This is a genomic window from Pseudomonas sp. P5_109 (assembly GCF_034009455.1).
Lineage (GTDB): Bacteria > Pseudomonadota > Gammaproteobacteria > Pseudomonadales > Pseudomonadaceae > Aquipseudomonas.
Genome location: NZ_CP125380.1, coordinates 276268 through 300552 on the forward strand (window position 1 = coordinate 276268; position 24285 = coordinate 300552).

The window sequence follows — 24285 nt, forward strand, 5'->3', positions numbered from 1 at the left end:
GGCCTTTTTGTTTTCGCTTTGAAATAAGAGCGCGATAGCGCCATTTCGGCCGTTCGACACAGCGCGTATCAACCGTATTAAGGAAAAAAACAAAATGTTGAACAAGCGAATCAGCCTGATCGCTCTGGGGATTTTGAGCGCTTCACAGGCCATGGCGAACGACCAGGCCGAATCCAAGGGTTTTGTTGAAGACAGCAGCCTCAAAGTGCTGCTGCGCAATGCCTACATGAACCGTGATTACAAAGACGGCAACCCGGACAAATCCGAGTGGGGCCAGGCGGCCATCGGTACGTTCTCGTCCGGCTTCACCCAAGGCACCGTGGGTGTGGGTGTGGACGCTTTCGGCCTGTACGCGCTGAACCTGGAGCGCAGCGAAGACCGTAGCGGCGCCCAAGGCATCGACTTCTTCAAGAAGGGCGACAGCGGCCAGCCGGCTGACGACCTGTCCAAGGGCGGCGCGGCGATCAAGTTCCGCCTGTCCAGCACCACCCTGACCTACGGCGACCAGATGCCGGCCCTGCCGGTGCTGAACTACGACAACTCGCGCCTGCTGCCGGAAAGCTACACCGGTACTTTGATCACCTCCAAGGAAATCAAAGGCCTGCAACTGGACGCCGGTCGCTTCACCGCCGAATCGCGCAAAAGCGCTGAAGGCCGTGACAGCGGTGGCTTGAAGTCGATCAACGTATTGGGCGGTAGCTACCAGTTCACCGAACAATTCAAGGCCGCGCTGTACGCTTCCGACGTCGAAGACGTGCTGAAGAAGCAATACGTGAACGCCAACTACGTGTTCCCGATCGACAAGGATCAGTCCCTGACCCTGGACTTCAACGGCTACCGCACCAAGCTGGACGATTCCTACGTCCGCGACAACGGTATCACCGGCGACGACAACAAGATCTGGAGCCTGGCCGCCACCTTCATCACCGGCCCGCACTCGTTCACCCTCGCGCACCAACGCAGCACCGGCGACAGCAACCTGGGCTACGCCTACGGCGGCTACCAGAAAGATCAAGGTCGCGTCGGCGACGGTGGCAACACCATCTACCTGGCGAACTCCTACTGGTCCGACTTCAACGCCGAAGACGAACGCAGCTGGCAGCTCGGCTACGGCCTGGACTTCAGCACCTTCGGTGTGCCGGGCCTGAGCTACAACTTCGCCTACGTGCGCGGTGACAACATCACCACCTCCACCAGCGAAGGCGGCACCGAACGCGAGATCTTCAACCAGATCAAATACGTCGTCCAAAGCGGCCCGGCCAAAGACCTCAGCGTGAAACTGCGCAGCTCGGTCCTGCGCGTGTCGCAGAAGTCGAGCGAGTACAACGTCAGCGGTAACGAAGTGCGTGTGTTTGTGGATTACCCGATCAATATTTTCTGATGATGGGTTGCGGGGTTGAGGCCTGATGCAAGGCTGAGAAAAAAGAAGAAGCCCCGACTGGTTCGGGGCATTTTTGTGCTATTGATTTTCTCATGTCGCCGAAAATCGATTTCGGTAACACGTCTTTTGAACGTGTCGTCCGCGGCGACATGTTCGGAAGACGTGTCGCAAAAAGTGAAAAATTGCGACACGTTAAGGCCTCATGTCTACACTAGCGACATGAGAGAAGCCTTCTTCTGCTCAAAAAACATACAAAATGATCAGGGTCGCATCCATGAATGAACCGCTGCTGCCATGGCAGGCTGACAGGCCATATAACCAACTTCCGCTGCTGCCACCAGGAACTGAGCTGGAAACACGTGCAGTTCTCAAGAAATGTATTGAGGCACGCACCGCATTGGCCGAGTTGAAACAGGCAGCAGAGTTGATTCCGAACCAGACGGTCTTGATCAATACAATTCCCCTGCTGGAAGCCAAAGACAGCTCGGAAATAGAAAGCATCGTTACCACCACGGATTTGCTGTTTCAGCATGCCCAAGACACGGAAAACCATGCAGACCCTGCGACCAAGGAAGCGTTGCGCTATCGAACAGCGCTCAATCAAGGCTTCCGGTCTCTAACGGAAAGACCGCTATCGACTAACACCGCTGTAGAAATCTGCCGCACGCTGAAAGGGGCGCAACTGGATATCCGCCGTACGCCGGGAACACAGCTTGCGAATGACCGAACGGGTGAAGTCATCTACACCCCGCCTGAAGGGGAAGAACATCTGCGTAACCTCCTGGCCAACTGGGAGCGTTTTCTGCACAACGAAACCGATCTCGACCCCCTCGTTCGTATGGCAGTCGGACACTACCAATTTGAGGCCATTCATCCTTTTGTCGACGGCAACGGCCGGACGGGGCGGGTCCTCAATACTTTGTTCTTGATCCAGGAAGGTCTGCTGAACCTGCCGATCCTCTACCTCAGTCGCTACATCATTGCCCAGCGTGCTGATTACTACCGGCTCCTGCTGGAGGTGACGACTAAACAGGCGTGGGAGCCATGGTTGCTGTTTATGTTGAGTGCAGTAGAAGAAACTGCTCGGTGGACCACAGCCAAGATTGCCGCAATCCGAGCATTGTCTGAACACACCACTCAATTCGTACGTGATCAGCTACCCAAAACCTATTCGCGCGAGTTGGTAGATGTCATCTTCGAGCAGCCCTACTGCCGCATCAGTAACGTGGTCGACAAGAAAGTTGCACAACGGCAGGCTGCATCACGTCACCTCAAAGAACTGGTCGCCATTGGAGTTCTGGAAGAGATTCAGGTGGGCAAGGAGAAACTTTTCATTCATCCGAAGCTGATGCGGTTACTCACACGTGACGATAATGAATTCAAACACTACGTCGGCTAAAGCACGTGAGCCGATACGAGAAAGCCCCGAACGAATCGGGGCTTTTTCTTTTTCGCGCACCGGGTTTTCGTGACGACGTTACTGACAGCGATTGTTCACCGGCGCATCCAACACCTTCACCACATCATCGATGATCGCCTTACTCATATCCTGCAAAAAATGCGACGCCCAGGCGTGCCGATCAGTATCGCGAACCATGGCCGCGTCTGATGCGAGCAGCTTGGCAACGTGGAGTAGATCGGAAGCGTGGTAGAGAGCCTGGATAACCGGAACGCCAGCGTTGACGCGAAACAGCGGTTCGTTGGCGTGGAAGGAGAAGTGGGTGAGGCCGATGGTTTTCAGATCTTGGGGATTGGTCATTGGGCACCTCCGCTGATTGGGAGGAATTGAGTATTTGCATGCCTTCGAAGAAGGGGCGGCGTTGATACAAAGAACGTGAAAACACAGATTTTGGACGAATCAATTTTATACATGGTCGAGCTCCTATCGTTGAGGAACTGCCACGAACCGTCGCCAAACGATTATGGGTGGCAGCTGTGCGCAGGTTGGCGAACCGGGACAATAGGAACCCGGCAGACCCGAAGGTCTCCCGCGCACAGCTACCATAACGGGAAAATACGAGCGAAAAAAAACGCCAGCAATCGTTATGGTGGCGCCTGTGCGCCTATTGTTTGGGTCGGGTCGCCAAACCCGGTCGCTGATTTTGCAGCGATGTGGGCAGCCTAGCGTGGGGCAGGGCGATTCGCAACCTAGGATCTTGGCCAACAGGGCTTGTCAACTCATTACACCACGTAACGAATGAAGTTCCCGCCCCCACCTTTATCCCCTCCCGCCAACCCCATACATTCATCTCCAACGCCTCTCCCATCATCCCGACGGGAAGGTCACTGGAGTTTCCCTCATGCCTTTCGTAACCGTACGCATCACCCGCGATGGTGTTACCACTGAGCAGAAAGCTCAGGTGATTGCCGAAATCACAGAAACACTGGAGCGCGTCCTCAATAAACGCCCTGACCTGACCCACATCGTGATCGAGGAAGTCGACACCGATAACTGGGGCTACGCCGGGATCACCACCACCCAGTACCGCAAGCAACTGGCCGAGGCGGAGGGGAAGTCATGACGTCCTCCGTCACCATCGATTTCATTTCCGATGTGGTGTGCCCCTGGTGCGCGCTGGGAGCGACGGCGCTGGAGCAGGCGATCGAGAATGTTGCCGGGGAAGTCTCGGTCGAGCTGACCTACAAGCCGTTCGAATTGAACCCGAACATGCCGGCCGAAGGTGAGCAAGCGGTCGAGCACCTGATGCGCAAGTACGGGAGAACCGCCGACGAAGTCGCCGCTGGCAAGGCCATGCAAATCGCTCGCGGCGAGGCCATCGGCTTCAAGTTCGATCTGGAGAAGCGCACGCACTTCTACAACACCTTCGATGCGCACCGTTTGTTGCTGTGGGCGTTGCAGGAAGGCCGGCAAGTCGAGCTGAAGAAGGTGCTGCTTCGGGGCTATTTCAGCGAAGGCCAGAACCCGAGTGATCACCAGGCGCTGGTGCGTCTGGCGACTGACGCGGGGCTGGATGGGGCAAGTGCACAAGAGGTGCTGGCATCCGGTGCGTTCGCCGATGAGGTTCGGGAACTTGAAACCTACTACCAGCAGCACGGCATCAACTCGGTCCCGGCCATGGTGCTGAACGGTCGCCACCTGGTGTCCGGTTCGCAATCGGTCGAGTACTACGAACAGATGTTGCGACAAATGGCGAACGCCTGATTACAGATTTCCTACCCCATTCTTTATTGTCAGAGGTCTTCATCATGAGCATTTCGAAAAAAGTCATCGTAATCACCGGCGCATCCCAAGGTCTCGGCGACGGAATGGTCAAAGCCTTTCGTGAGCTCGGTTACCGGATCGTCGCCACTTCGCGCTCGATCAAACCATCCACCGATCCGGACATCCACACCGTTGCCGGTGACATCGGCGAGCCGGAAACCGCCCAGCGTGTCATCCGTGAAGCGATGTCCCGCTTCGGTCGCATCGACACCCTGGTCAACAATGCAGGAATCTTCATCGCCAAGCCGTTCACTGCGTACACAGCAGAAGACTACGCCAATGTGTTGTCGGTGAACGTCAATGGCTTCTTCTACATCACCCAACTCGCCATCGCCGAGATGGAAAAGCAAGGCAGCGGCCACGTCGTCAACATCACTACCAGTCTGGTAGACCATGCCATCGACGGCGTGCCATCGGTGCTGGCTTCGCTGACCAAAGGCGGCCTCAACGCAGCAACCAAATCCCTGGCCATCGAATACGCCAAGCGCGGGATCCGGGTGAATGCGGTCAGCCCGGGCATCATCAAGACCCCGATGCACGGCGAAGAAACCCACGCAGCACTGGGCAATCTGCACCCGGTCGGGCACATGGGCGAGATCGATGATATTGCGCAAGCGGTCGTGTATCTGGACGGCGCCAAGTTCGTGACCGGCGAAATCCTGCACGTGGATGGTGGGCAGAGCGCGGGACATTAAAAGCGCTTTTCCAGACCACGGAAACAACAAAGCCCCTGCATTCTGCAGGGGCTTTGTTTTGTAGGCACCAGGAATCGAACGATTTCATAAGTTATTGAATTAGCTAATTAATACTTAAAGGCCTGTGCGATTCTACCTCTAAAACTACCTCAAGGTCCTCGTACGCCTGAGGATCTTGCTTGAAGTGACTAACCGCGAAGGGCCGGAGTTGCCCCCACAGCGGTCGGTTATTCGTCTATGAGAGTTGGGCCGTTGATGTGTCAACTGTCAACCACGTTAGAATTAGAGTAGGTCCATGGTGGTCATGGAATCAGCCATGCGGTAGCCCATCGCTTTGTAACCCGCCTGGCGCTTATCCCACATCCTCATCAGCGCGACATTACCCTCGTCAACAAAGTCGATCACTCGCACGTCGGCCTTATCGGCATGTGATCGATGCAACCGCCCCGCATATTGCTGAAGGATTCCCTTCCATGAGATGGGCATTGCCAGCACCAGCGTGTCCAACGGTGGATGATCGAAGCCTTCACCTACTAGTTTTCCTGTTGCCAACAGCACTCGTGGAGCATCGGGGGGAAGGGACTCAAGCTCATGCATACGGGAAATCCGCTGCTTCTTAGGCACTCGCCCATGAAGCGTGAAAAGGTTATGCACGCGCTGCTTCAATTCTAATTCGAGGGCATCCACATGTTCCGTCCGCTCTGTTAGCACTAGGATTTTCCTACCCTCGTTGTACGCCAGCTCAATCTCCGAGACGATTTTGGCTGTCCGCTCAGAGTCGTCGACTAGACGCCGAAAAACGTCCTGAATCCCAAAGCCGTCGGGGACCACTATTGGTTTGGGCAGCAATCGAGGCACGACAGATAGGTCATGGGGCGCACTCGCTGGTCGAGCAGCAGAATGTCGGATCGGTCCGCACTGCATGAAAATAATAGGCTGCTGCCCATCTCGGCGTACTGGGGTTGCTGTGAGTCCCAATACGTACCGCGCGGTCGCGCTCCTCAGTAGTGCCTCGAATGACACTGCTGATAGGTGATGACACTCATCAACGATGATCTGGCCGTAGTTTTTCACCTGATCGCTGATCTCGCCTTTTCGCGATAACGACTGCATTACGGCAATGTCGATGATGCCTGTAAGCTTCGCTTTTCCGCCCCCAAGAGTTCCAACGACACCATTCCCGACTCCCAAGAACACCTGCAAGCGCTCTTGCCACTGCCTTAACAGTTCCGTCCGATGCACAAGCACCAACGTGTTAATGCCACGTGCGGCAATCAACGCAGCAGCACTCACCGTTTTACCGAAAGCTGTCGGTGCGCAGAGGATACCGGTGTCATGACTTAGCATTGCGCTGACAGCAGCCTCTTGGTCAGAACGCAGGGTCCCGAGAAAGCTCACGTCGATGGGGTCGCCCGCGAAGCGTTCGTCTTTAAGAATAGGGGTAACCCCGTTTTCCTCTAAAAGCTCCAGCGCAGCATCCAAACAGCCACGTGGTAACGCAATATGTTTGGGGAAGTTCTGGGCACAGCCGATAATCCTTGGCTTGTTCCACACTGACATGCGCATGGCCTGAGCTTTGTAGAACTCAGGATTTTGAAAGGCAGCGAGCCGGACAAGCTGGTTTGCCAATGGCTGTGGCAATTCCGACTTTTCAAAGTAAATTAAGTTAGCCAGCGTGATGTTGACAGCAGCAGGCAACGGGCATGTCAATTTACGTGATCTCGATTCACGATCTTTCCAAGGTTCTGCATCACCTTCGTCATCGACATAGGCGACCCCTAGAGGGTCCCGATTACCCATCGCCTGGATAATAACGGGCTGGATATCTTCTGGACTCATGCGCTGAATCGATGCCAGGAAGGCCCATTGATCAGGATGAGGCTCAAGCGAGTCGTCTACAAAAACGCTATTGTTTTGGGCCCTGGCCCGCTTTTGTAAAGGGAGCGCGATGAGATTTCCAAAGCCGCCTTTGGGCATATAGTCCTGGTTTGGAAACAGTCGATCATAGGAGCTGAGCGCCAACTGGCGGGTGCGCTCACAGGCATGACTGATGATTGCAGCACCGAGGCGGCGCGCATCGCAGGCAGGAACATTACGCTTAAAGAAAATCCAGCCATGAGCCCCTTGGCCTGAGCGCGATATTTCCAGCGCCACCGGGACGTTCAGCTCATGGCATGACTGCACAAAAGCTTTGGAATCATCACGCCATTCGGCCTCATCGAAGTCGACTGCCAAAAAATAACAAGTGTCATCAGAGAGTAGGGGGTAGATACCAACGACCACTTCGCCCGCCAGATGGCGATAGACCACCTCATCGGTCAGCGGAAGCAGCTGGCGGTTACCGCAGTCGCCACATTTAATTCGTGGCTTCTCACAAACGCCAGGCCTCCATTCGTTTGCGCAAGCGGGTGCGTATCCTGATTTGCCTGCCTTGCTTTCCCAGCGGATGGGATAAACGTCCGTCCTACCACGAAACAAGCTTCGGAATAGGGCAAGCTTTCCATCAGTATCGAGTTGCTGTGATTGTTCTGCTTGGACAATCACTATCTTGACTGGCTCAGCAGGCGGGCGCCATTCGATGCCATGAGCATCCAGCAAGGCAACCAATCTTGCATTCTCAGCCCTTAGCTTCGCCACCAGACTAGTGTCTATCACCGCCTTCAGCCTCTACGTCTCAGGTGAAGCCTGTAGCCTCGAGCTACAACCCTCAGTCCATCAGTAAAACATAGAGGTTATCAAACAACAGAGGTTAGGTTCAGGGGCTCAAGAGGCCCGCCCTAATCCCAATCAAATCGTTGGCTGGCTCAATCTGCCAGTTAGGGATACAGAGCGCGCGGTTGCTGGCATTTGGCTAACGTTGAAAATTCCAGGATTTTCCTAGGCGCAGAGTGATCAGGCTTGTGGTCAGCAGGTAGTAGTAGCGCGTCGATTTCGAGTTTGAGTTCATGTGGTGGTTCAAAAACCAAACGAGATGCTTTCTTTGCCATGTCCATGGATTATCTCGGTTCCAGCGTTCAGAAATGGCTGCTTGAATAGTCTTGGCCTGGCGGATGTGACGTTCGCGTGTGGCATGTGCTCCAGTCAGTGCCCCAGCCAAGAAGATCTCCATATCGAATGGTTTATTCATACCCGACCACCGATGTACGCCGATACCACGTCGATTCGACCGTGTCCCAGCTCATAGCTGATTTGTAAGCGTGCCTCTCGATCAAGGCGTGGATCGAGGCGCCTGCACCTGCCACCGTTGATGGGCGCTAGGTGATGGGTGATCTGCTCATAGCGTTCGCATGCATAAGCCGCGCGCAATTCGTGGAAGCCTTTGAGGTTGTGCTGATGGAGGATGCTCCGTGCGGGGCGGACGATTCCCTGTTGGAAATCAAGGTAGCTTTCGTTCGGAGCAAGCAGGTTGCGGCTACCGTCGGGCGAGGCCTGTTCGGCAAACCTCAGTGCGTCACGAACATGATCATCTACCGTAATCCAACGAGGTCCCGATGCACCTGAGCGGCCACCTTTGGTGCCATCCTGGATGTTAACTCTGCCAAGTTGCTCTGTTTCACGTTGCAATCGAGGCAGGTCGGCCAAAATGGCCTCGCGCATACGCATGCCGGTGGCTCGCGCCAACTGCGCGATGGCCGCGGCGCGCGGCATTTGGTGTTCGCAGAGCACGTCGACGATCCGCTTCACGTGTTCGGGGTCTTGGCCTTGTGGCTGCGAGCGACGAACACTGGTGCGCCGCATTCCCAGCGCCTTGCTCGGGCTAGGCACTTTCACATACTGATCACCGCGAAGCGCCGCCATTGTTCGGTTCACGCTGGACAATCGGTTTTGCGCGGTGGCGATGCAAATAGCGCCTTGTTCAACCTGGTGACGCAGATGTCCGGCATAGTTCAGCAACGTCTGCCGATCAATCTGCCGCGCATCGTTAAGCCCTGGCCCATCTTCCGACCGACACCACCGTACAAACGCCTGCCATCGATCACTGTGCGCTTTGACCGTACCGTAATGCCCGCCGCCAAACAGGTCCCGCAATGCCTGCGGCCCGGCATAGCTCAGTTGCCGACCATAGCCAAAATTGCGTCCATCTCGCCTGCCCACCAGTGCCATGATCAAACTCCTCCCGAAGCCAAACCTTTGAAACTTCCCCACGTCATCCCGCCACGAATGTTGAGTGCTATCAGGGATCAAGGCCCCTGCGACCTGTGAGGTTTGTCCACTAACGCGGGATTGGCGGCTCCTTACGACCGGGAGCTTGGGCATCTCATGATCTGGCCTCCTGAGCACTTCCGAAGAAGTGGGCGGGTGGAGGCTGCACTGGCTGACGAGACCAATGCCGCGAGATCCTGAGTCGGGTGAAGGCAGCGATGCGATGACCGGGGCGTGCCTGACTGTCAGTCAGGTGCAGTCCATTCCCTGGGTTGCGGCACCATCATCTGCATCGCTGTTGCTGGTGATCATTCGGTGTTTGTCACGCCGATTGTCACGAGGGGAAATGCCGCAATGCCTTGTACGAGTTGGGCTGCAGCAGCGATAGGAGCGCCCGTCTCTTTCCGGGAGAAAGAGACGGGCGCAGGTTGGCGCAATGAAATGGCCAAGCGGATAGGTTGCTGCAGGACAGCTACGAAGGGGTGTGAGTTGCCGCATTGGGCACACTGGTAAAAGTAGGCATCCATCACATCGCTGTGACCGTGCGAGCCGCCGGACGCTAATCGCACTTTGGGGGAACCACCATGGTGTGGCGTAGCCTTAAAGGTTCTGGCTACCTGGGTTGCTGTCAACGACAGCGCTTGCCCGATCTTTTCTACGCCTGTGGATAATTTGGGTCAAGGCTCGAATTATCGGGAGTTCTGCGGCTGTGGATGAAATTATCCACCAGAGGAAATCAGTAGTTTTCCACAGACAGTTTGCGTGGGCTTTAGATTTTTTAAATGAGGTCCATCCAAACAGGGCGGCTTTGCCGCCCTGTTTGGATGGACCCGCGTGGACAAGCGGATCATCGAGATTTCGAGAACGTACGCTTACTTTGCTGCGCCGCGATTGGCTTTTGTCGGTGTGACGTTCTGTGCAAAGTCGTGAGGAGTGACATCCTCCTGCTGATTGGTGACTGGAAATCGGCTCCACCAGTTCATGATCAGTCTCCGCTCGTCGAGTTGCGTGCGACTATGGAAGACTGAGTACAATCCTCGCACGTATGTCTTTTCTTCGACCTTTTGCAGCTACTTGAAGCAGGCTGATCATTTAGGAAGTCTTTGATGTCACTCAATCCCCACACCCTTGAAGACCTGCCCTCGCTGGTTGAATCTGTCGAGCTCGAATGCAAGCTCGCTCAGGGGCAGGATGGGAAGGGAGAGTTGCCTAAGGATTTCTGGTTAACCTACTCCGCTTTTGCTAACACTCAGGGTGGGGTAGTACTGCTTGGCGTGCGCGAGAAGGATGGGCAGTTCAGCGTTGCAGGCCTATCAAATATCGAGAAAGTACGTACTGACCTGTTCAATACCCTCAACAATCCGGCCAAGGTCAGTGTCAATCTGCTGACTGACCGGGAGGTGGTCGTCAGAGAGCTGGAGGGCAAGCAGGTACTTGAAGTGAAAATCCCGGCGGCTTCGCGTAAGCAGAAGCCGGTATTTCTCAATGGTCAGCCGCTAGGTAACACTTATCGTCGATTACATGAGGGTGATCGGCGTTGCTCTGAGGAAGATGTTCGCCGCATGTTCGCAGAGCAAGTGGAGGACTGTCGGGACGAGCGGATTTTGCCGAATTACGACTTCGCGGACATTGATCCGGACAGTCTGCGTATCTACCGCCAGATGCTTAGCGACATAAAGCCAGGCCATCCAGCGCTGGAGCACCAAGGGATTGAGTTTCTCCGACAGATAGGAGGTTGGCGTAAGGACCGCGCGAACGGAGTCGAAGGGCTGACTCTGGCAGGTTTACTAATGTTCGGACGCTGGCTTTCGATCCAAGAGAGTGTGCCGCATTACTTTGTGGACTATCAGGAGCGGCCGCACGCCAAAACAGAACTACGTTGGGTGGATAGACTCGTCCCTGATGGAACCTGGTCAGGAAATCTGTTTGATTTCTACCGGCGGGTTTATCGCAAGTTGGTTGAGGACCTAAAGGTACCGTTCGCTCTCAAAGGTGATCAGCGCCAGGATGACACACCGGTACATGAAGCTCTGCGCGAGGCTTTGGTTAATACCTTGGTCCATGCCGACTATACCGGGCGGGTTTCTGTGTTAGTCGTGAAGCGTCCTGACTTGTTTGGCTTTCGCAATCCTGGCGGCTTACGTTTACCCCTTGAGCAAGTGTTGCAAGGTGGTACCAGCGATTGCCGGAACAGGCTAATGCACCAAATGTTTCTTCTTATCGGTCTTGGCGAGCGTGGTGGTTCTGGGGTTCCAAAAATCTACAGCGGGTGGCGCAGCCAGCATTGGCGACCTCCAGCCCTTTATGAAAAGCCCGAGCCCGAGCAAACCCTTCTTGAGCTTCGCATGTTGGACTTGCTTCCTGAAGGGGTGGTGGAGCAGTTACGAGAGCGATTTGGGGTTCGTTTCGAGAGCTTGGAACATACTGCCAGGTTGATTTTGGCCACGGCCGCGATTGAGCGGGTGGTCAGCCATAATCGTCTCCTTGAGATTTGTGATACTCATGCTCATGACTTGAGCCAACTGCTTGCGCGGTTGGTACGCGAGGGATTCCTTGTGCCCGACGGGCGCTCACGGGGCATGATTTATCACCTGCCAGGTGAGCAACTGCCTACGCCGGAGCAAGTGTTCGCAGGTCCGCTACAGAGCTCCGAACATTACGCCGGCAGCTCCGAACATAACAGGGCTAGCTCCGAACATAACGCAGGTAGCTCCGAACATAAGGTCGAGCTGGATATGCAGCGAAACGATGATGGCTGCTTGTTGAGCGATCATATTGACGCGCCGCTGATCGATGCTTTGGACAGGCTTGATACAGGGTTTCGAGAAAAGCTCGAAATACTGGCTGAGGAGCCGCGCAATCGAGAGCGCATGCAAAAGGATCGTATGCAACAGGTGATTATCACCCTATGCAAGGAGCACTATCTGACGCTCAACGTGTTGGCTAATTTGGTAAAGCGCAGTCCAGATGCCCTCCGTCAGCAGTACCTGAATGGAATGGTGAAAAGTAGGCAGATTCAGTTGGCATTTCCGTCCAAGCCGACTCATGAAAGGCAGGCGTACAAAGCGTACATTGGTGGGCAGGACGAGGAGTAGGCTAACGGCCTACTCCCTCAAGCGGCTTTTCGCCTTGAGCCGCGTGACGTTCGTCCCGGTCTGGTTTGCAAACTCGTGTGGAGTGACATGCTCCTGCCGGTTGGCCTCTAGGTACCGGCTCCACCAGTTCATGATCAGCCTACGCTCCTCGATGAACTCAGCCTTGTGAATGTAGGCGGCGCGGACGTTGTTGCGTTCCTTGTGGCTCATCTGCCTTTCAATGGCGGTCTCCGACCACAATCCTGACTCGATCAGTGCGCTGCAGGCCATCGAACGAAACCCATGCCCGCAGATTTCGGTTTTGGTGTCGTAGCCCATCTTTCGAAGCGCGCTGTTCACAGTGTTTTCAGACATGGGTTTCCAGGGCTTGGTATCGCCTGCAAACACCAGGTCGAATTTACCGGTGAGGAAGTGGATCTGTTCAAGCAGGGCCACGGCTTGCGGCGATAAGGGTACAAGATGGATATCCCCGGCCATTTTTGTACCCCTTGTGGAAAAGGGGACGCCGTCCAACGCGGGACGGGTGTCGGGTATCTCCCAGGTGCCGCGCTTGAGGTCGAATTCGTTCCAACGGGCAAAGCGCAGTTCACTGGAGCGGACAAACACATGCAGCGAGAGCATGGCCGTCAGCCGGGTAAGTACGCGGCCGTTATAACCCTCAATGCGCTCCTGCAATTCAGGCAGACGCGATAAGGGTAACGCTGGGCGGTGAACAACCCTCGGGGCTTTGATCAAACCTTCAAGGTCGGAGGCAGGGTTTGCCGCGATCTGTCGAGCACGCTTCGCCTCGCGCATGATGCTTTGCAGGTAGTTTTGTACCCTTAAAGCTACGTCAATTGTGCCGCGCTCCTGGATCGCTTCCAGAGGTTGCATCAGGTCATGGGTGTCCAGATCGACAATAGAGCGAGCGCCGATCAGTGGAAAGACATGGGTTTTGAGGCGGCTCAGAACCGTCTTGGCATGGCCTGGTGCCCATTTGGCAGACATCGCTTTGTGCCAGTCCAGGGCCGCGCTTTCAAAGGTTCGGCCTTGGATTGCAGCCTGCGTCTTAGCTTGGTGTTTGGACTCTATTGGATCGATGCCATCCACCAGCATCCGCTTGACCTCCAGCCGCTTCTTGCGCGCATCGGCGAGGCCGACCACGGGGTAGTTGCCAAACGAGGTCAGTCCTTCACGACCATCAGGTTTTACATACCTGAAACGCCAGCCTTTGCGGCCATTGGGTTGGACTAAAAGGTAGAGGCCGTCGCCGTCGAAAAGCTTGTAGGCGCGGTCGGTGGGCTTGGCTGAACGGCAAGCCGAATCAGAGAGCGGGGCAGTGGTGCGCGACATAAGGGTACTCCTCCCTTTATCGAATGACCTTACCCCTATCTTTATCCTTAAAACGGCTGGTATCCATAAGATTTTGGCGGAATCCGACAGAACCCCAAAACGAAAAAACCCGCCAGAAGGCGGGTTTTTCGGGGGTTCCAGAGATTTTGAAAGCTTTCTATGGAACCTTGTATGGTGCCGGCACCAGGAATCGAACCCGGGACCTACTGATTACAAGTCAGTTGCTCTACCATCTGAGCTATACCGGCGTGTCAGGGCGACGATTATAGCGATTGGATAGGTTCTGTAAACCCCTGAATTCTGACTATTTTTGCGTGAGCTTCAGGTCAGGCGCGCAGTAGGGTTTTCTTGAGTTTCTGAATGGCTTGCCAGGTACGGCTGTTTTGCATTGCGCGCAGCTGTGCTTCGGCCTGTTCGGCGCGTTGCAGGGCAGCGGCGAGCTGGTGTTCGGCGTCGCTGACGGGGTGGCTGAAGTTGTGGCCTTTGCAGAACTGGAACTCGTCCAGGTTGCATGGCGGGATGTCGAAGGCGGGTTTGAGGTTCAGGTGTTCTTCGGCGAGGTAATAGGTGTTGATGCCGTCGAACAGGATCGAGTGGTAGCCGGCGTCGGTGACGAGGGTTTCCCAGGCCTGGTCGCGGGCCCAGGGGGTTTCGATGAGGATTACCCATGGCCGCCATTGGTTGAAGTCCATGCCGCGCAGGACGGTTTCTTCGTGGCCTTCCACGTCGATTTTCAGGAAGTGGATGGCGCGGTCCCGGGCGTGTTCTTCGCAGATGGAGCTCAGGGTGCGGGACTTGATCGTCTGGCTGCGCACGTCCATGCCGGCGTCTTTGTGCATTTTCGCCATGGCCGGGTCGAGGGTCGAGAGGCCGGTGTCGGCGATGCCGTAGAAGGTCAGTTCGTCCGCACTTTCCCCGGCCGCACATTGCAGGTTGGTGTCTTTGGGGCGTTGCTGGCACAGGGCTTCGAAGTAGTTGGGCATCGGTTCGACGTTGATGCCGGTCCAGCCGTTGTCGTAGAACGCCTTGGTGACCGAGTCATGCGTGGGATCGTTGGCCCCGACGTCGATGTAGAAGCCGTTCTCGACGGTTTTGAGGGCGCGCCACAGGCGTATGTCTTCAAAATTCTGTGCGTAAGAAATGAACGTCACTGGCGCATCCTGTCGGAAGAATGTTCTTGTTCGTGGCCGCACTGCTGGCGCCCTGGCGTTTGTGTATATCAAGAGAAGTGCGGCGGTGCAATTTCCCCCGTCAGCGGTCCCGGATTAGGCGTTTATGTCGTTTTCATTAAATGCTTATGCACAATGCCATTGGCCGCGCACTGGGTTTAGGCCGAAATTGTGGATCCGTTCTCATTTGTTCGCAAATGCCTGTTTTTTCGATTTTTTATGCTCTGTACAAAAATTGAACAGTTTGCTTTCGCCCATGAAACAGGCGTGGATATTGGATCCACGATAATTTCATCAACAGAGTTATCCACAGGCTGGGTGTGTTTAAGCGCGTTCGGCCAAGAGCAGGAAATTACGCGGCGTGAGCGGCGTTTCGCAGAAAGTACCGACTCGGACGCTGTAGCCCTGCTCGGCGAGGAAAAGTGCCCGGTCAAGGACCAGCCAAAGCTCCAGCGGACGTCGGAAAAGTCCGCGTAGCAGCTCAAGGTTGCGCACCTCGGCCAGTCGCTGCCAGCCGGCGGCTTCCAGGGCTGGCCAATCTTGCGGGCCGATTGTGGATAACTCTTTGAGTGCGGCCAGGTGATGGCAGTAGTCGGCGAAGGATTTGTCCAGCCAGGCGCTGGGCAGGGACGGGGTTGGCAGGTACTCGTCCATGCCGCGCAGTTGCCGTTGCAGCAAGTCGAAGCCCAGGCGCCGGGCCATGGAGGTGTCACGTTGCCGCCGCACACGGGCGCCGGCTGTGACCGTTTCGCTCATTGGCAGCGCAAGATCGTCGAGGGAAAGCTGTAAGCCGGAGCCTTGGGCGGCCGAGGAAATCGGCGAGTATTGGGCAAGACTGATCCGGTTGTAGCAACACGGCGCAATGGCGAGTTGTTTGCAGCCTGTGGCGCTGGCGAGTTGAATCAGCCGCACATGCAAATCACCGCAGGCGTGAAGCGCGACGGGTGTGTGATGCGCACTTAGTAAAGTGGCTGCGTCCGCCGCGAGCACATCCTGTTCGATATGCAGCGCATGCAGGTGATGACGCTGGCTGAGTGCCTGGCCGCTGGTAACCAGAGCCGGGTCGTACTCCAGGCACGTCAGTTGCTGCCCCGGTTGCAGCAGGCGGCGCCCCAGATGTCCCTTGCCCGAGCACCAGTCCAGCCAATGCCGCGGTGCCTCGGTAAACTGCAATCGGCTGGAGAAGGCTTCGATCTGCTGCCATTTACGCCCCGGTACATCGACGTTCAATCGATGGCCGGGCGCTTCGAGCGTGCGGGCGGGCAATTCATCCACGGCACTCAAGGCAATGGACATCATTGCCAAGGAAGCAAAGGGTTCTGGTGCATTGAGAAGGGCAGGCTGGTTGTGAGCGTTTTCTGCGTCTTCCAGTGTCCGCTCACGTAGCCATGCGGCCAGCTCCGGGTAGGAAGCTTCCCAGGGAAGCCGCAGATGAGTGAACGGCCGAGGTTTCCACAGGACCTGATGCCTTGTCAGAAAAGCATCCAGCGCGGTGAAACGGGCGAGTAGGGCCTCGCCCGTCAACACGCAATCCTCAACGCCCTTGGCAGGCATCGACGCGCAACCAGCGCTCCAGCAGCTTGAAGCCGCGTACCAGCACGTAGGCCATCACCAGGTAGAACATGCCCGCGGCGAAGAAGATCTCCACCGGCAGGTAGGTCCGGGCAATGATGGTGCGGGCCATGCCGGTCAGTTCCAGCAAGGTCACGGTGCTGGCCAGGGCACTGGCCTTGAGCATCAGGATCACTTCGTTGCTGTAGGCCGGCAAGCCGATGCGCGCGGCGCGCGGCAGCATGATGTAGAACAGCGCCTTGGGTTTGGACATGCCCAGTGCTCGCGCCGCCTCAATCTCGCCCGGTGGAATCGCCTGGATGGCGCCCCGCAGGATCTCCGCGATGTAGGCCGCCGTGTGCAGGGTCATGGTCGCCGTGGCGCACCAGAACGGATCGCGCAGGTATGGCCACATCGAGCTGTTACGGATCGCGTCGAACTGTGCCAGGCCGTAGTAGACCAGGAACAGTTGAACCAGCAACGGCGTGCCACGGAAAAAGAAGATGTAGCCGTAGGGAAATGCCCGCACCCACCACAGGCGCGATGAACGGGCGATGCCCAGCGGAATGGCCAGCAGCAAACCGGCGATCACGGCGATGGCCACCAGTTCCAGGGTCAGGGTCGCGCCCTGGGCCAGTTTCGGCAGCCACTTGATGATGACTTCCCAGTTCATTGGGTGCTCCTCGCGAAGCCGCGAGCGGCGCGTTTTTCCAGGAAGTACATGCCAGTCATCGCCAGCACCGTCAGGCCCAGGTACATGAACGCGGCGACCATATAGAAGGTGAACGGCTGTTTGGAGACGGTCACGCCGATTTGCGCGTGACGCATGATTTCTTCCAGGCCGATCACCGACACCAGCGCGGTGTCTTTCATCAGGATCATGAACAGGTTGCCCAGACCCGGCAGGGCGATGCGCCACATCTGCGGCATGATCAATTTGGTGAAGATGCGCCATTTCGACATGCCCAGGGCCACGCCGGCTTCACGATGGCCTTTTGGAATGGCGAGGATCGCACCGCGAAACACTTCCGTGGCGTAGGCACCGAAGCACAGGCCCAGCGCAATCACGCCGGCGGCGAAAGCGCTGAGTTCGAGGTCGGGGTTGCCGAAAAACTCGCCCAGGGCACGCATCAGGTTGACCGTACCGAAGTAGATCAACAGCACCCAGAGCAATTCCGGGATGCCGCGAACCAGGGTCGAATAGGTGCCGCCAAGCCATTGCAGCGGCTTGTATGGGGAAGTCTTGGCCAAGGCGCCGAGCAGACCGAGCACCAGCCCCAGGCACAAGGCCGAGAGTGCCAGTTTCACAGTCATCAGCGCGCCAGCGGCGAGCGCCGGGCCGAATCCGTAGAGGTCGATAATCATGGATTTCTTTTCAAATCGCGGCAGGCAAGGCCGGGGACCGGCGCCGTCAGAGGAGGGCGTCGGTCCGGCAGGTCAGAATCAGTAGATGCTGAACGGGAAGTACTTGTCGTTGATCTTCTTGTAGGTGCCATCAGCGACGATTTCTTTCAGCGCGCTGTTCAGCTTCGCGCGGATCGGATCGTTTTTACGTACGGCGATACCGATCTTGTCGCTTTCTTCCACTGGGTCGCCCTTGAATTCGTAAGGACGGCCGGCGTCGCTTTTGAGCCACTCGTAGTTGACGTACTTGTCGGCCAGGATGCCGTCCAGACGGCCGGAAGTCAGGTCGAGGTAGGCGTTTTCCTGGGTGTCGTAGAGCTTGATGGTGATGTCGTCACCATAGTTGTCTTCCAGGAAGGTACCGGCCAGGGTCGCGCGCTGGGCGCCGATGATCTTGCCTTTGACCGAGTCCTTGTCGGTTTTGAAGTCGACGTCTTTCTTGGCGATGAACTGCAGCTTGTTGGAGTAGTACGGGTCGGTGAAGTCCACCGCTTGCTTGCGCTCGTCGGTGATCGACATCGAGGAGATCAGGAAGTCGAACTTCTTGGCGTTCAGGGCCGGGATGATGCCGTCCCAGTCGGAGGTCACGACGGTGCACTCGACTTTCATCTTGGCGCACAGGGCGTCGCCGATCTCTTTGTCGAAGCCGACGACATTGCCACTGGCATCTTTATTGTTGAACGGCGGGTAAGCCGCTTCGATGCCCATCTTCAGGGTTTCGGCCATGGCACCGGCGCTGAACGCCAGGGTGACGGCGGCAGCCAGGAAGACCTTTTTGTAGTTCTGCATGTGGGTAGCTCCGTTAGCGGTTGCTGGACATGAATTGTTTGCAGCGCGCCGAAAGCGGGTTTTCAAATACCTGCTGTGGCGATCCTTGCTCTTCTACCAAGCCCTGGTGAAGGAACACCACTTCGCTGGAGACCTGACGGGCGAAGCCCATTTCATGGGTCACGAGCAGCATGGTGCGGCCTTCTTCGGCCAGTGCGCGGATGACATTAAGTACTTCCTGGACCATTTCCGGGTCAAGCGCCGAGGTGGGCTCGTCGAACAGGATGACCTTGGGCTGCATGGCCAGGGTGCGGGCGATGGCTGCCCGTTGTTGCTGACCGCCGGACAACTGCGCCGGATAGGCATGGCGTTTGTCGGCGATGCCGACCTTGGCCAGCAGGGCTTCGGCGACTTCGATGGCTTCGGCCTTGCTCTGGCCGAGTACGCGGCGCGGGGCTTCGATGATGTTGTCGAGCACGCTCATGTGCGGCCACAGGTTAAAGTTTTGAAACACAAAACCGATTTCGCTGCGCAGGCGATTGATCTGCTTGCCATCGGCGGCAACCAGTTCACCGTTCTTCGCGGCCTTGAGCTTGAGTTCTTCGCCGGCGACCAGGATCTGGCCCTGGTGCGGGTTTTCCAGCAGGTTGATGCAACGCAGGAACGTGGACTTGCCGGAACCGGAAGAACCCAGGATCGAGATCACGTCGCCGTCGCGGGCGGTCAGCGAGATACCTTTGAGCACCTCCAGCGAACCGTAGCGTTTGTGCAAGTTGCGGATTTCAAGCGCGGGCGTGGCCTCAGCCATGTGCGTTCCTCATATATGTTGCGCTCCTGCTGTTGGTGGCCTTCCTGGCGAGGCGGCCAACCTAGCATAGCGTTTCAATGGCAGCCAACAGCGCTACGGGCGGTAAACGGCTGGCGTGTGGCAGGTTGTCGCATCGGCGCAGCAGACTGTCGCCCCATCAACAACCGAACAGCCGTTTGAACCTTGCCTGTCGATAAAAATCGCGGTGGCTGTCGCAAAAAAAGGCGCGATGTTGCCAGCTTTGACAGGGTGTTGGAAGCGCTATCCGGCCAAATGCACTGGTTGTGCACTTTTAATGTGCGCAGAGCCATTTTCAAGTGTGTTTCCAGTGCGCGGATTTGCCCCGCAATGTGGGTCGCAGGGTAACGCTCTGGCAAAGTGCCATTAAATTCAATGGGTTGCGATGACCATCCGGTCAAAGCGAGATCGCCGGACTAGAGGGATTTGAAACATTTTGGCGCAATTATTGCGTGCAGAATCCAGAACGCCCCGTTGGCTTCTTTTTACGAGAAGGATCGCCGAACGGGATGCATGCATTCGCTTCTCCTTACAAAGGTAGTTTCAATGAGCAGTACCCAAAGCTCTAATGGCCTCGAACAGGGGCTCAAACCGCGCCACGTGACCATGCTGTCGATTGCCGGGGTTATCGGCGCCGGCTTGTTCGTTGGCTCGGGTCACGCCATCGCCGCCGCAGGTCCGGCTGTACTGTTGGCTTACGCCGCCGCCGGCATGTTGGTGGTATTGGTCATGCGCATGCTCGGCGAAATGGCCGTTGCCTCGCCGGACACCGGTTCGTTTTCGACTTACGCCGACCGCGCGATCGGTCACTGGGCCGGTTTCACCATCGGCTGGCTGTACTGGTGGTTCTGGGTGCTGGTGATTCCGCTGGAAGCCAACGCCGCCGCGACCATCCTGCATGCCTGGTTCCCGGGTGTGGACATCTGGGCCTTCGCCCTGGTCATCACGATGCTGCTGACCGTGACCAACCTGTTCAGCGTGAAGAACTACGGTGAGTTCGAGTTCTGGTTCGCGCTGATCAAGGTTCTCGCGATCATCGGTTTCATTGTGCTCGGCGTCATGGCGATCTTCGGCTTCCTGCCTGGCAGCCAGGTCAGCGGCGTTTCACACCTGTTCGACACCCAAGGCTTCCTGCCAAACGGCATGGGCGCGGTGCTGGGTGCCATTCTGACCACCATGTTCTCTTTCATGGGCACCGAGATCGTGACCATCGCGGCCGCGGAATCGAAAGACCCGGGCAAGCAAATCTCCAAGGCCACCAATTCGGTGATCTGGCGGATCGGCTTGTTCTACCTCGTATCGATCTTCATCGTCGTGGCCCTGGTACCTTGGAACGACCCGGTACTGGCAAGCCTGGGTTCCTACCAGACAGTGCTTGAGCGCATGGGCATCCCGAACGCCAAGATGATCGTCGACATTGTGGTACTGGTTGCTGTGACCAGCTGCCTGAACTCGGCGCTCTACACGTCGTCGCGGATGTTGTTCTCCCTGGGCAAGCGCGGCGATGCGCCGGCCATGTCCACCCGCACGAACAAACGCGGTACGCCGTACTGGGCGGTGATGTTGTCCACTGGCGCTGCGTTCCTGGCAACATTCGCCAACTACGTGGCTCCGGCTGCCGTGTTCGAATTCCTGCTAGCCAGCTCCGGCGCCATCGCATTGCTGGTGTACCTGGTGATTGCGATCTCGCAACTGCGCATGCGTAAGCAGCGTATTGCACGCGGAGAAAAAATCGCCTTCAGCATGTGGCTGTTCCCGGGCCTGACCTACGCGGTGATCGTCTTCATCGTTGCGGCCCTGACCATCATGCTGTTCCAGGATGCCCATCGCGTGGAAATTCTCGCGACCGGCTTGCTCAGTGCCCTGGTAGTAGCGACCGGCTTGCTGGTGGCTCGCCGTCGCAAGCTGGAAAAACGTGGCGCGGCAGTGCTGAACTGATCCATATCGCGTAACGCAAAACGGCCGCTGTCAGTGATGACAAGCGGCCGTTTTTGTTTCTATCAAAAAGGTTCTTCACGCAATTCCGGGAAACCCCGATAACGCAATACCTGTAGGAGCCGGCTTGCCGGCGATGGACTCCAGTGCGCCGCGTTTATCCAGTCCACACGCGTTATCGTTAACGACCATCGCTGGCAAGCCAGCTCCTACAGGAGACCGCGTCCAAGTCGAAATGATGTGAACGCCAATCTGTAGGAGCCGGCTTGCTGGCGATGGGCTCTAGTGCGCTGCGTTTATCCAGTTTGTACGCGTCATCGTTAACGACCATCGCTGGCAAGCCAGCTCCTACAAGGGACCGCGTCCTGGTCGAAATGATGTGAACGCCAAACTGTAGGAGCCGGCTTGCTGGCGATAGACTCAAGGGCGCCGGGTTTATTCGGTTCGTACGCGTTATCGTTAACGACCATCGCTGGCAAGCCAGCTCCTACAGGAGACCGCGTCCAAGTCGAAATGATGTGAACACCAATCTGTAGGAGCCGGCTTGCTGGCGATGGGCTCTAGTGCGCTGCGTTTATCCAGTTTGTACGCGTCATCGTTAACGATCATCGCTGGCAAGCCAGCTCCTACAGGAGACCGCGTCCAAGTCGAAATGATGTGAACGCCAATCTGTAGGAGCCGGCTTGCTGGCGATAGAGGGCGCCGGGTTTATTCGGTTTACACGCGTTATCGTTGACGATCATCGCTGGCAAGCCAGCTCCTACAAGGGACCGCGTGGCCGCCAAACCAGTGAAAGACCAAAAAAAGGCCGCTGTCAGTGATGACAAGCGGCCGTTTTTGTTTGAGTCGTAACCGTTACTCGGCTTTTTCTTCCGGCACTTCCAGCGATTCGCGGTAGACGTCCAGCGCAGCGCCGAAATCGGTGATGAACTGCGGCTCGCTCAGCCATGCCTGGGCGGCGTCGCGGTCCATGCCGTCGGCCCACATGCGGTAGTCGATCAGCATGTCGGCGGCCAGGTGGGTGGCGGCCATGCCTTCGTCGTCGGCGTTTTCCATGTCCAGCAGTTCTGGATGGTCGATGATGATAAAGGCGAGGTTCGTCAGCAACACCGAGAGCATTTCGCTGCGGCTGACGGCTTCCGCATCACGCATTTTGCTGAACATCGCCAGGGTGTATTCCGGGATCGGTTCGGCGAGGTGGCCCAGGTCATCATCGTCCAGCACGGCGGGTTTGCGACCGTGGATGTTGATCTGCTTGGCTTTGGCTTTTGCGCGCTTGGCGCGTTTCTGTTGCTTGTTCAGGGAGGCCATGGGAACTCAGTTCGGTTTCTGTTGGGTTTGCGCGGCAATGGCGTCGGACGCCGCCACGTAGTCAGCCTGGAAGGCCGGTGATTCGATCCACGCCAGGGCGCCGGCCTCGTCGGTTTCGGTCGCCCATTGGCGATATTCGATCAGCGCGGCAAGGATGAAGTCCATCGCGCCTTCTTCGCCTTCCTGCTCGTACACCAGTTCCAGCAAAGGGTCTTCGAGGAAGACCGTGCACAGGGCTTGCTGGCTGATTTTTTCGGCGTCGATCATTTTCTTGAACAGTTCGGTCAGGTCCACCGATTCGAAGTCGATGCGATCGTCGTTCGGATCCAGCTCGACCGGCGCGGCAGCCCGCTGGGTGCGGTTCTGCTTGGCCTTGGCCTTGGCGCGGGAGGCGCGTTTTTGCTGCTTGTTGGCGGAGGCCATGGGCGTCGTTCCGTGTTCGTTGAAAGGGCAAAAGGCCTAGTTGCGTGGCACTCGCCGCCCGGGGGTATCGGGGGCCAGTTCGCCGTTTTGCAGCCAGGCCAATGCAATGGGCCATAGTGTGGCTTGGTATGGGCTGCGAAAAAAGGCGAAATGTCCGACTTCTTCTTCGCCGATGTCTTCGGGGTGGATGCGCAGATGAGAGTTTGTGCTGCCGGTGAAGTAGCCGAGCAGGCGTTCGATGGCCGGGACCGTGCCGTAGGGATCGTCGCTGATGCTGATGGCCAGGGTTTGCGCGGTGACGCTGGCAAAGGGCAGATGCCCGGAGGTTGTGCTGATCGCGCGGCCGCTGGAGCGTTTTTCGAAGCGGGCAGTGGAGAGGCTCCAGTCACGGACCACGCCGGCGGGTGTGTCTTCCAGCCAGCCAAGGCGTTTGCCAGGAAAGTAGCCGTAGATCATCGTCACCAGTGGCATCAGCACATGCCACTTGGCGAACATGCGCCAGCGATGGGCAGGTGCATAGTCGCGCCAGTAGGCGAATTGCGCACCGACTGTCACCAGGCGCCGGATCAGGTGCCCGGACGCCCCCAGGCCCGCGGCACAGCCGCCAAAGCTGTGGCCGACCACATCGATAGGCTGCCCGGGGAACTCACGCTGTGCGCGCTTGAGCATCGCCTCGAAATCCAGTGCTCCCCAATCGGTCCATGAAGCCTTGAGGCCTTTGAGCGATGCCGGCCGCGACTCGCCGATGCCGCGGTAGTCATAGGTGATGACATCGAAGCCATGGTCGAGCAGATAGTCGGCGAAGCGCGAGTAATGGCGACAACGGACCGAAGTGGCGGCATTGATGATAACGACCGGACGAGCGGCGTCCGGGGAGGGGTGTCGCCAGGTGAAACCACCGAGGATAAAACCGTCTGCAGCGGTTTCCTTGAACGGTTCACCGGACGCAACGCGTTGCAACGGCAACTCGATTTGAGCTGGGGCGAGTGAAGGCGTTTCCTGCAAATTCATCGGCGTCGGACCTTTGCG

The 24285-nt window shown here is 57.1% G+C and carries 21 protein-coding genes and 1 tRNA gene; 7 read left to right on the plus strand and 15 right to left on the minus strand.

The window, feature by feature from the left end:
- Window positions 1–94 precede the first annotated feature (94 nt).
- Together QMK54_RS01225 and fic are read left to right on the plus strand one after the other, a co-directional pair.
- Complete coding sequence (locus QMK54_RS01225) at window positions 95–1381, plus strand: OprD family porin (RefSeq protein WP_110659322.1); 1287 nt, start codon at window positions 95–97, stop codon at window positions 1379–1381.
- A gap of 274 nt (window positions 1382–1655) precedes the next feature.
- On the plus strand, window positions 1656–2780 hold the full coding sequence (gene fic / locus QMK54_RS01230) for a protein adenylyltransferase Fic (RefSeq protein WP_317851654.1): 1125 nt from the start codon (window positions 1656–1658) through the stop codon (window positions 2778–2780).
- A 78-nt stretch (window positions 2781–2858) separates the two neighbouring features.
- Here fic and QMK54_RS01235 read toward each other — a convergent pair whose 3' ends face one another.
- Window positions 2859–3140, minus strand: coding sequence for a DUF3077 domain-containing protein (locus tag QMK54_RS01235; protein ID WP_110663193.1), 282 nt, complete (start codon window positions 3138–3140; stop codon window positions 2859–2861).
- 541 nt (window positions 3141–3681) lie between these two features.
- On the opposite strand from QMK54_RS01235, the gene QMK54_RS01240 reads away from it, so the two are divergent.
- The 3 genes from QMK54_RS01240 to QMK54_RS01250 are packed head-to-tail and all read left to right on the plus strand — an operon-like array spanning window position 3682 to window position 5299.
- Window positions 3682–3903, plus strand: coding sequence for a tautomerase family protein (locus QMK54_RS01240; RefSeq protein WP_007972813.1), 222 nt, complete (start codon window positions 3682–3684; stop codon window positions 3901–3903).
- Window positions 3900–4544, plus strand: coding sequence for a DsbA family oxidoreductase (locus QMK54_RS01245; protein WP_320401899.1), 645 nt, complete (start codon window positions 3900–3902; stop codon window positions 4542–4544). Before QMK54_RS01240 ends, QMK54_RS01245 begins: the two co-directional genes overlap by 4 nt.
- A 44-nt stretch (window positions 4545–4588) precedes the next feature.
- On the plus strand, window positions 4589–5299 hold the full coding sequence (locus QMK54_RS01250) for an SDR family NAD(P)-dependent oxidoreductase (protein WP_046040831.1): 711 nt from the start codon (window positions 4589–4591) through the stop codon (window positions 5297–5299).
- Window positions 5300–5581: 282 nt separating this feature from the next.
- Here QMK54_RS01250 and QMK54_RS01255 read toward each other — a convergent pair whose 3' ends face one another.
- The 3 genes from QMK54_RS01255 to QMK54_RS01265 form a co-directional block, all read right to left on the minus strand.
- Entirely contained in the window at window positions 5582–7954 is a 2373-nt protein-coding gene (locus tag QMK54_RS01255) for a TOTE conflict system archaeo-eukaryotic primase domain-containing protein (RefSeq protein WP_320401900.1), read from the minus strand.
- Between the two features lie 196 nt (window positions 7955–8150).
- Window positions 8151–8426, minus strand: a complete 276-nt coding sequence (locus QMK54_RS01260; RefSeq protein WP_080932528.1) for a hypothetical protein — start codon at window positions 8424–8426, stop codon at window positions 8151–8153.
- Window positions 8423–9403 carry an integrase domain-containing protein gene (locus tag QMK54_RS01265; RefSeq protein WP_320401901.1) on the minus strand — a complete coding sequence of 327 codons (981 nt, stop codon included), beginning with the start codon at window positions 9401–9403 and terminating at the stop codon, window positions 8423–8425. Before QMK54_RS01265 ends, QMK54_RS01260 begins: the two co-directional genes overlap by 4 nt.
- A gap of 1145 nt (window positions 9404–10548) precedes the next feature.
- Here QMK54_RS01265 and QMK54_RS01275 point away from each other — a divergent pair.
- Window positions 10549–12537 carry an RNA-binding domain-containing protein gene (locus tag QMK54_RS01275; protein ID WP_320401902.1) on the plus strand — a complete coding sequence of 663 codons (1989 nt, stop codon included), beginning with the start codon at window positions 10549–10551 and terminating at the stop codon, window positions 12535–12537.
- Between the two features lie 9 nt (window positions 12538–12546).
- Here the strand turns inward: QMK54_RS01275 and QMK54_RS01280 are convergent, their stop codons facing one another.
- The 8 genes from QMK54_RS01280 to QMK54_RS01315 form a co-directional block, all read right to left on the minus strand.
- Window positions 12547–13869 (minus strand): tyrosine-type recombinase/integrase, encoded by a 1323-nt coding sequence (locus QMK54_RS01280; protein WP_320401903.1) that lies wholly within the window; start codon window positions 13867–13869, stop codon window positions 12547–12549.
- Window positions 13870–14041: 172 nt separating this feature from the next.
- A tRNA-Thr gene (locus QMK54_RS01285) sits at window positions 14042–14117 on the minus strand.
- Between the two features lie 78 nt (window positions 14118–14195).
- On the minus strand, window positions 14196–15020 hold the full coding sequence (locus QMK54_RS01290) for an FkbM family methyltransferase (RefSeq protein ID WP_320401904.1): 825 nt from the start codon (window positions 15018–15020) through the stop codon (window positions 14196–14198).
- 342 nt (window positions 15021–15362) lie between these two features.
- Complete coding sequence (locus tag QMK54_RS01295) at window positions 15363–16592, minus strand: methyltransferase (protein ID WP_320401905.1); 1230 nt, start codon at window positions 16590–16592, stop codon at window positions 15363–15365.
- A complete protein-coding gene (locus QMK54_RS01300; RefSeq protein ID WP_057712426.1) occupies window positions 16573–17262 on the minus strand; it encodes an ABC transporter permease in 690 nt (229 codons plus the stop codon). The genes QMK54_RS01295 and QMK54_RS01300 overlap by 20 nt, the downstream gene beginning before the upstream one ends.
- Window positions 17259–17954, minus strand: a complete 696-nt coding sequence (locus QMK54_RS01305) for an ABC transporter permease (protein ID WP_110660005.1) — start codon at window positions 17952–17954, stop codon at window positions 17259–17261. The genes QMK54_RS01300 and QMK54_RS01305 overlap by 4 nt, the downstream gene beginning before the upstream one ends.
- 78 nt (window positions 17955–18032) lie before the next feature.
- On the minus strand, window positions 18033–18782 hold the full coding sequence (locus QMK54_RS01310) for an ABC transporter substrate-binding protein (protein ID WP_320401906.1): 750 nt from the start codon (window positions 18780–18782) through the stop codon (window positions 18033–18035).
- Window positions 18783–18795: 13 nt separating this feature from the next.
- Window positions 18796–19569 carry an ABC transporter ATP-binding protein gene (locus tag QMK54_RS01315; protein ID WP_007972784.1) on the minus strand — a complete coding sequence of 258 codons (774 nt, stop codon included), beginning with the start codon at window positions 19567–19569 and terminating at the stop codon, window positions 18796–18798.
- A 564-nt stretch (window positions 19570–20133) separates the two neighbouring features.
- Between QMK54_RS01315 and gabP the strand changes: the two genes are divergently transcribed.
- Window positions 20134–21525: a GABA permease gene (gene gabP / locus QMK54_RS01320; RefSeq protein ID WP_320401907.1), complete on the plus strand. Its 1392-nt coding sequence runs from the start codon at window positions 20134–20136 to the stop codon at window positions 21523–21525.
- Window positions 21526–22377: 852 nt separating this feature from the next.
- Here the strand turns inward: gabP and QMK54_RS01325 are convergent.
- Genes QMK54_RS01325 through QMK54_RS01335 form a run of 3 tightly spaced genes read right to left on the minus strand, consistent with a single transcriptional unit; the run spans window position 22378 to window position 24267 of the window.
- The gene (locus tag QMK54_RS01325; RefSeq protein WP_320401908.1) at window positions 22378–22833 is read right to left on the minus strand and encodes a hypothetical protein; all 456 of its coding nucleotides are present in this window, start codon (window positions 22831–22833) and stop codon (window positions 22378–22380) included.
- A 6-nt stretch (window positions 22834–22839) separates the two neighbouring features.
- Window positions 22840–23256 carry a hypothetical protein gene (locus QMK54_RS01330; protein WP_320401909.1) on the minus strand — a complete coding sequence of 139 codons (417 nt, stop codon included), beginning with the start codon at window positions 23254–23256 and terminating at the stop codon, window positions 22840–22842.
- 36 nt (window positions 23257–23292) lie between these two features.
- Window positions 23293–24267, minus strand: coding sequence for an alpha/beta fold hydrolase (locus QMK54_RS01335; RefSeq protein ID WP_320401910.1), 975 nt, complete (start codon window positions 24265–24267; stop codon window positions 23293–23295).
- Between the last annotated feature and the right edge of the window lie 18 nt (window positions 24268–24285).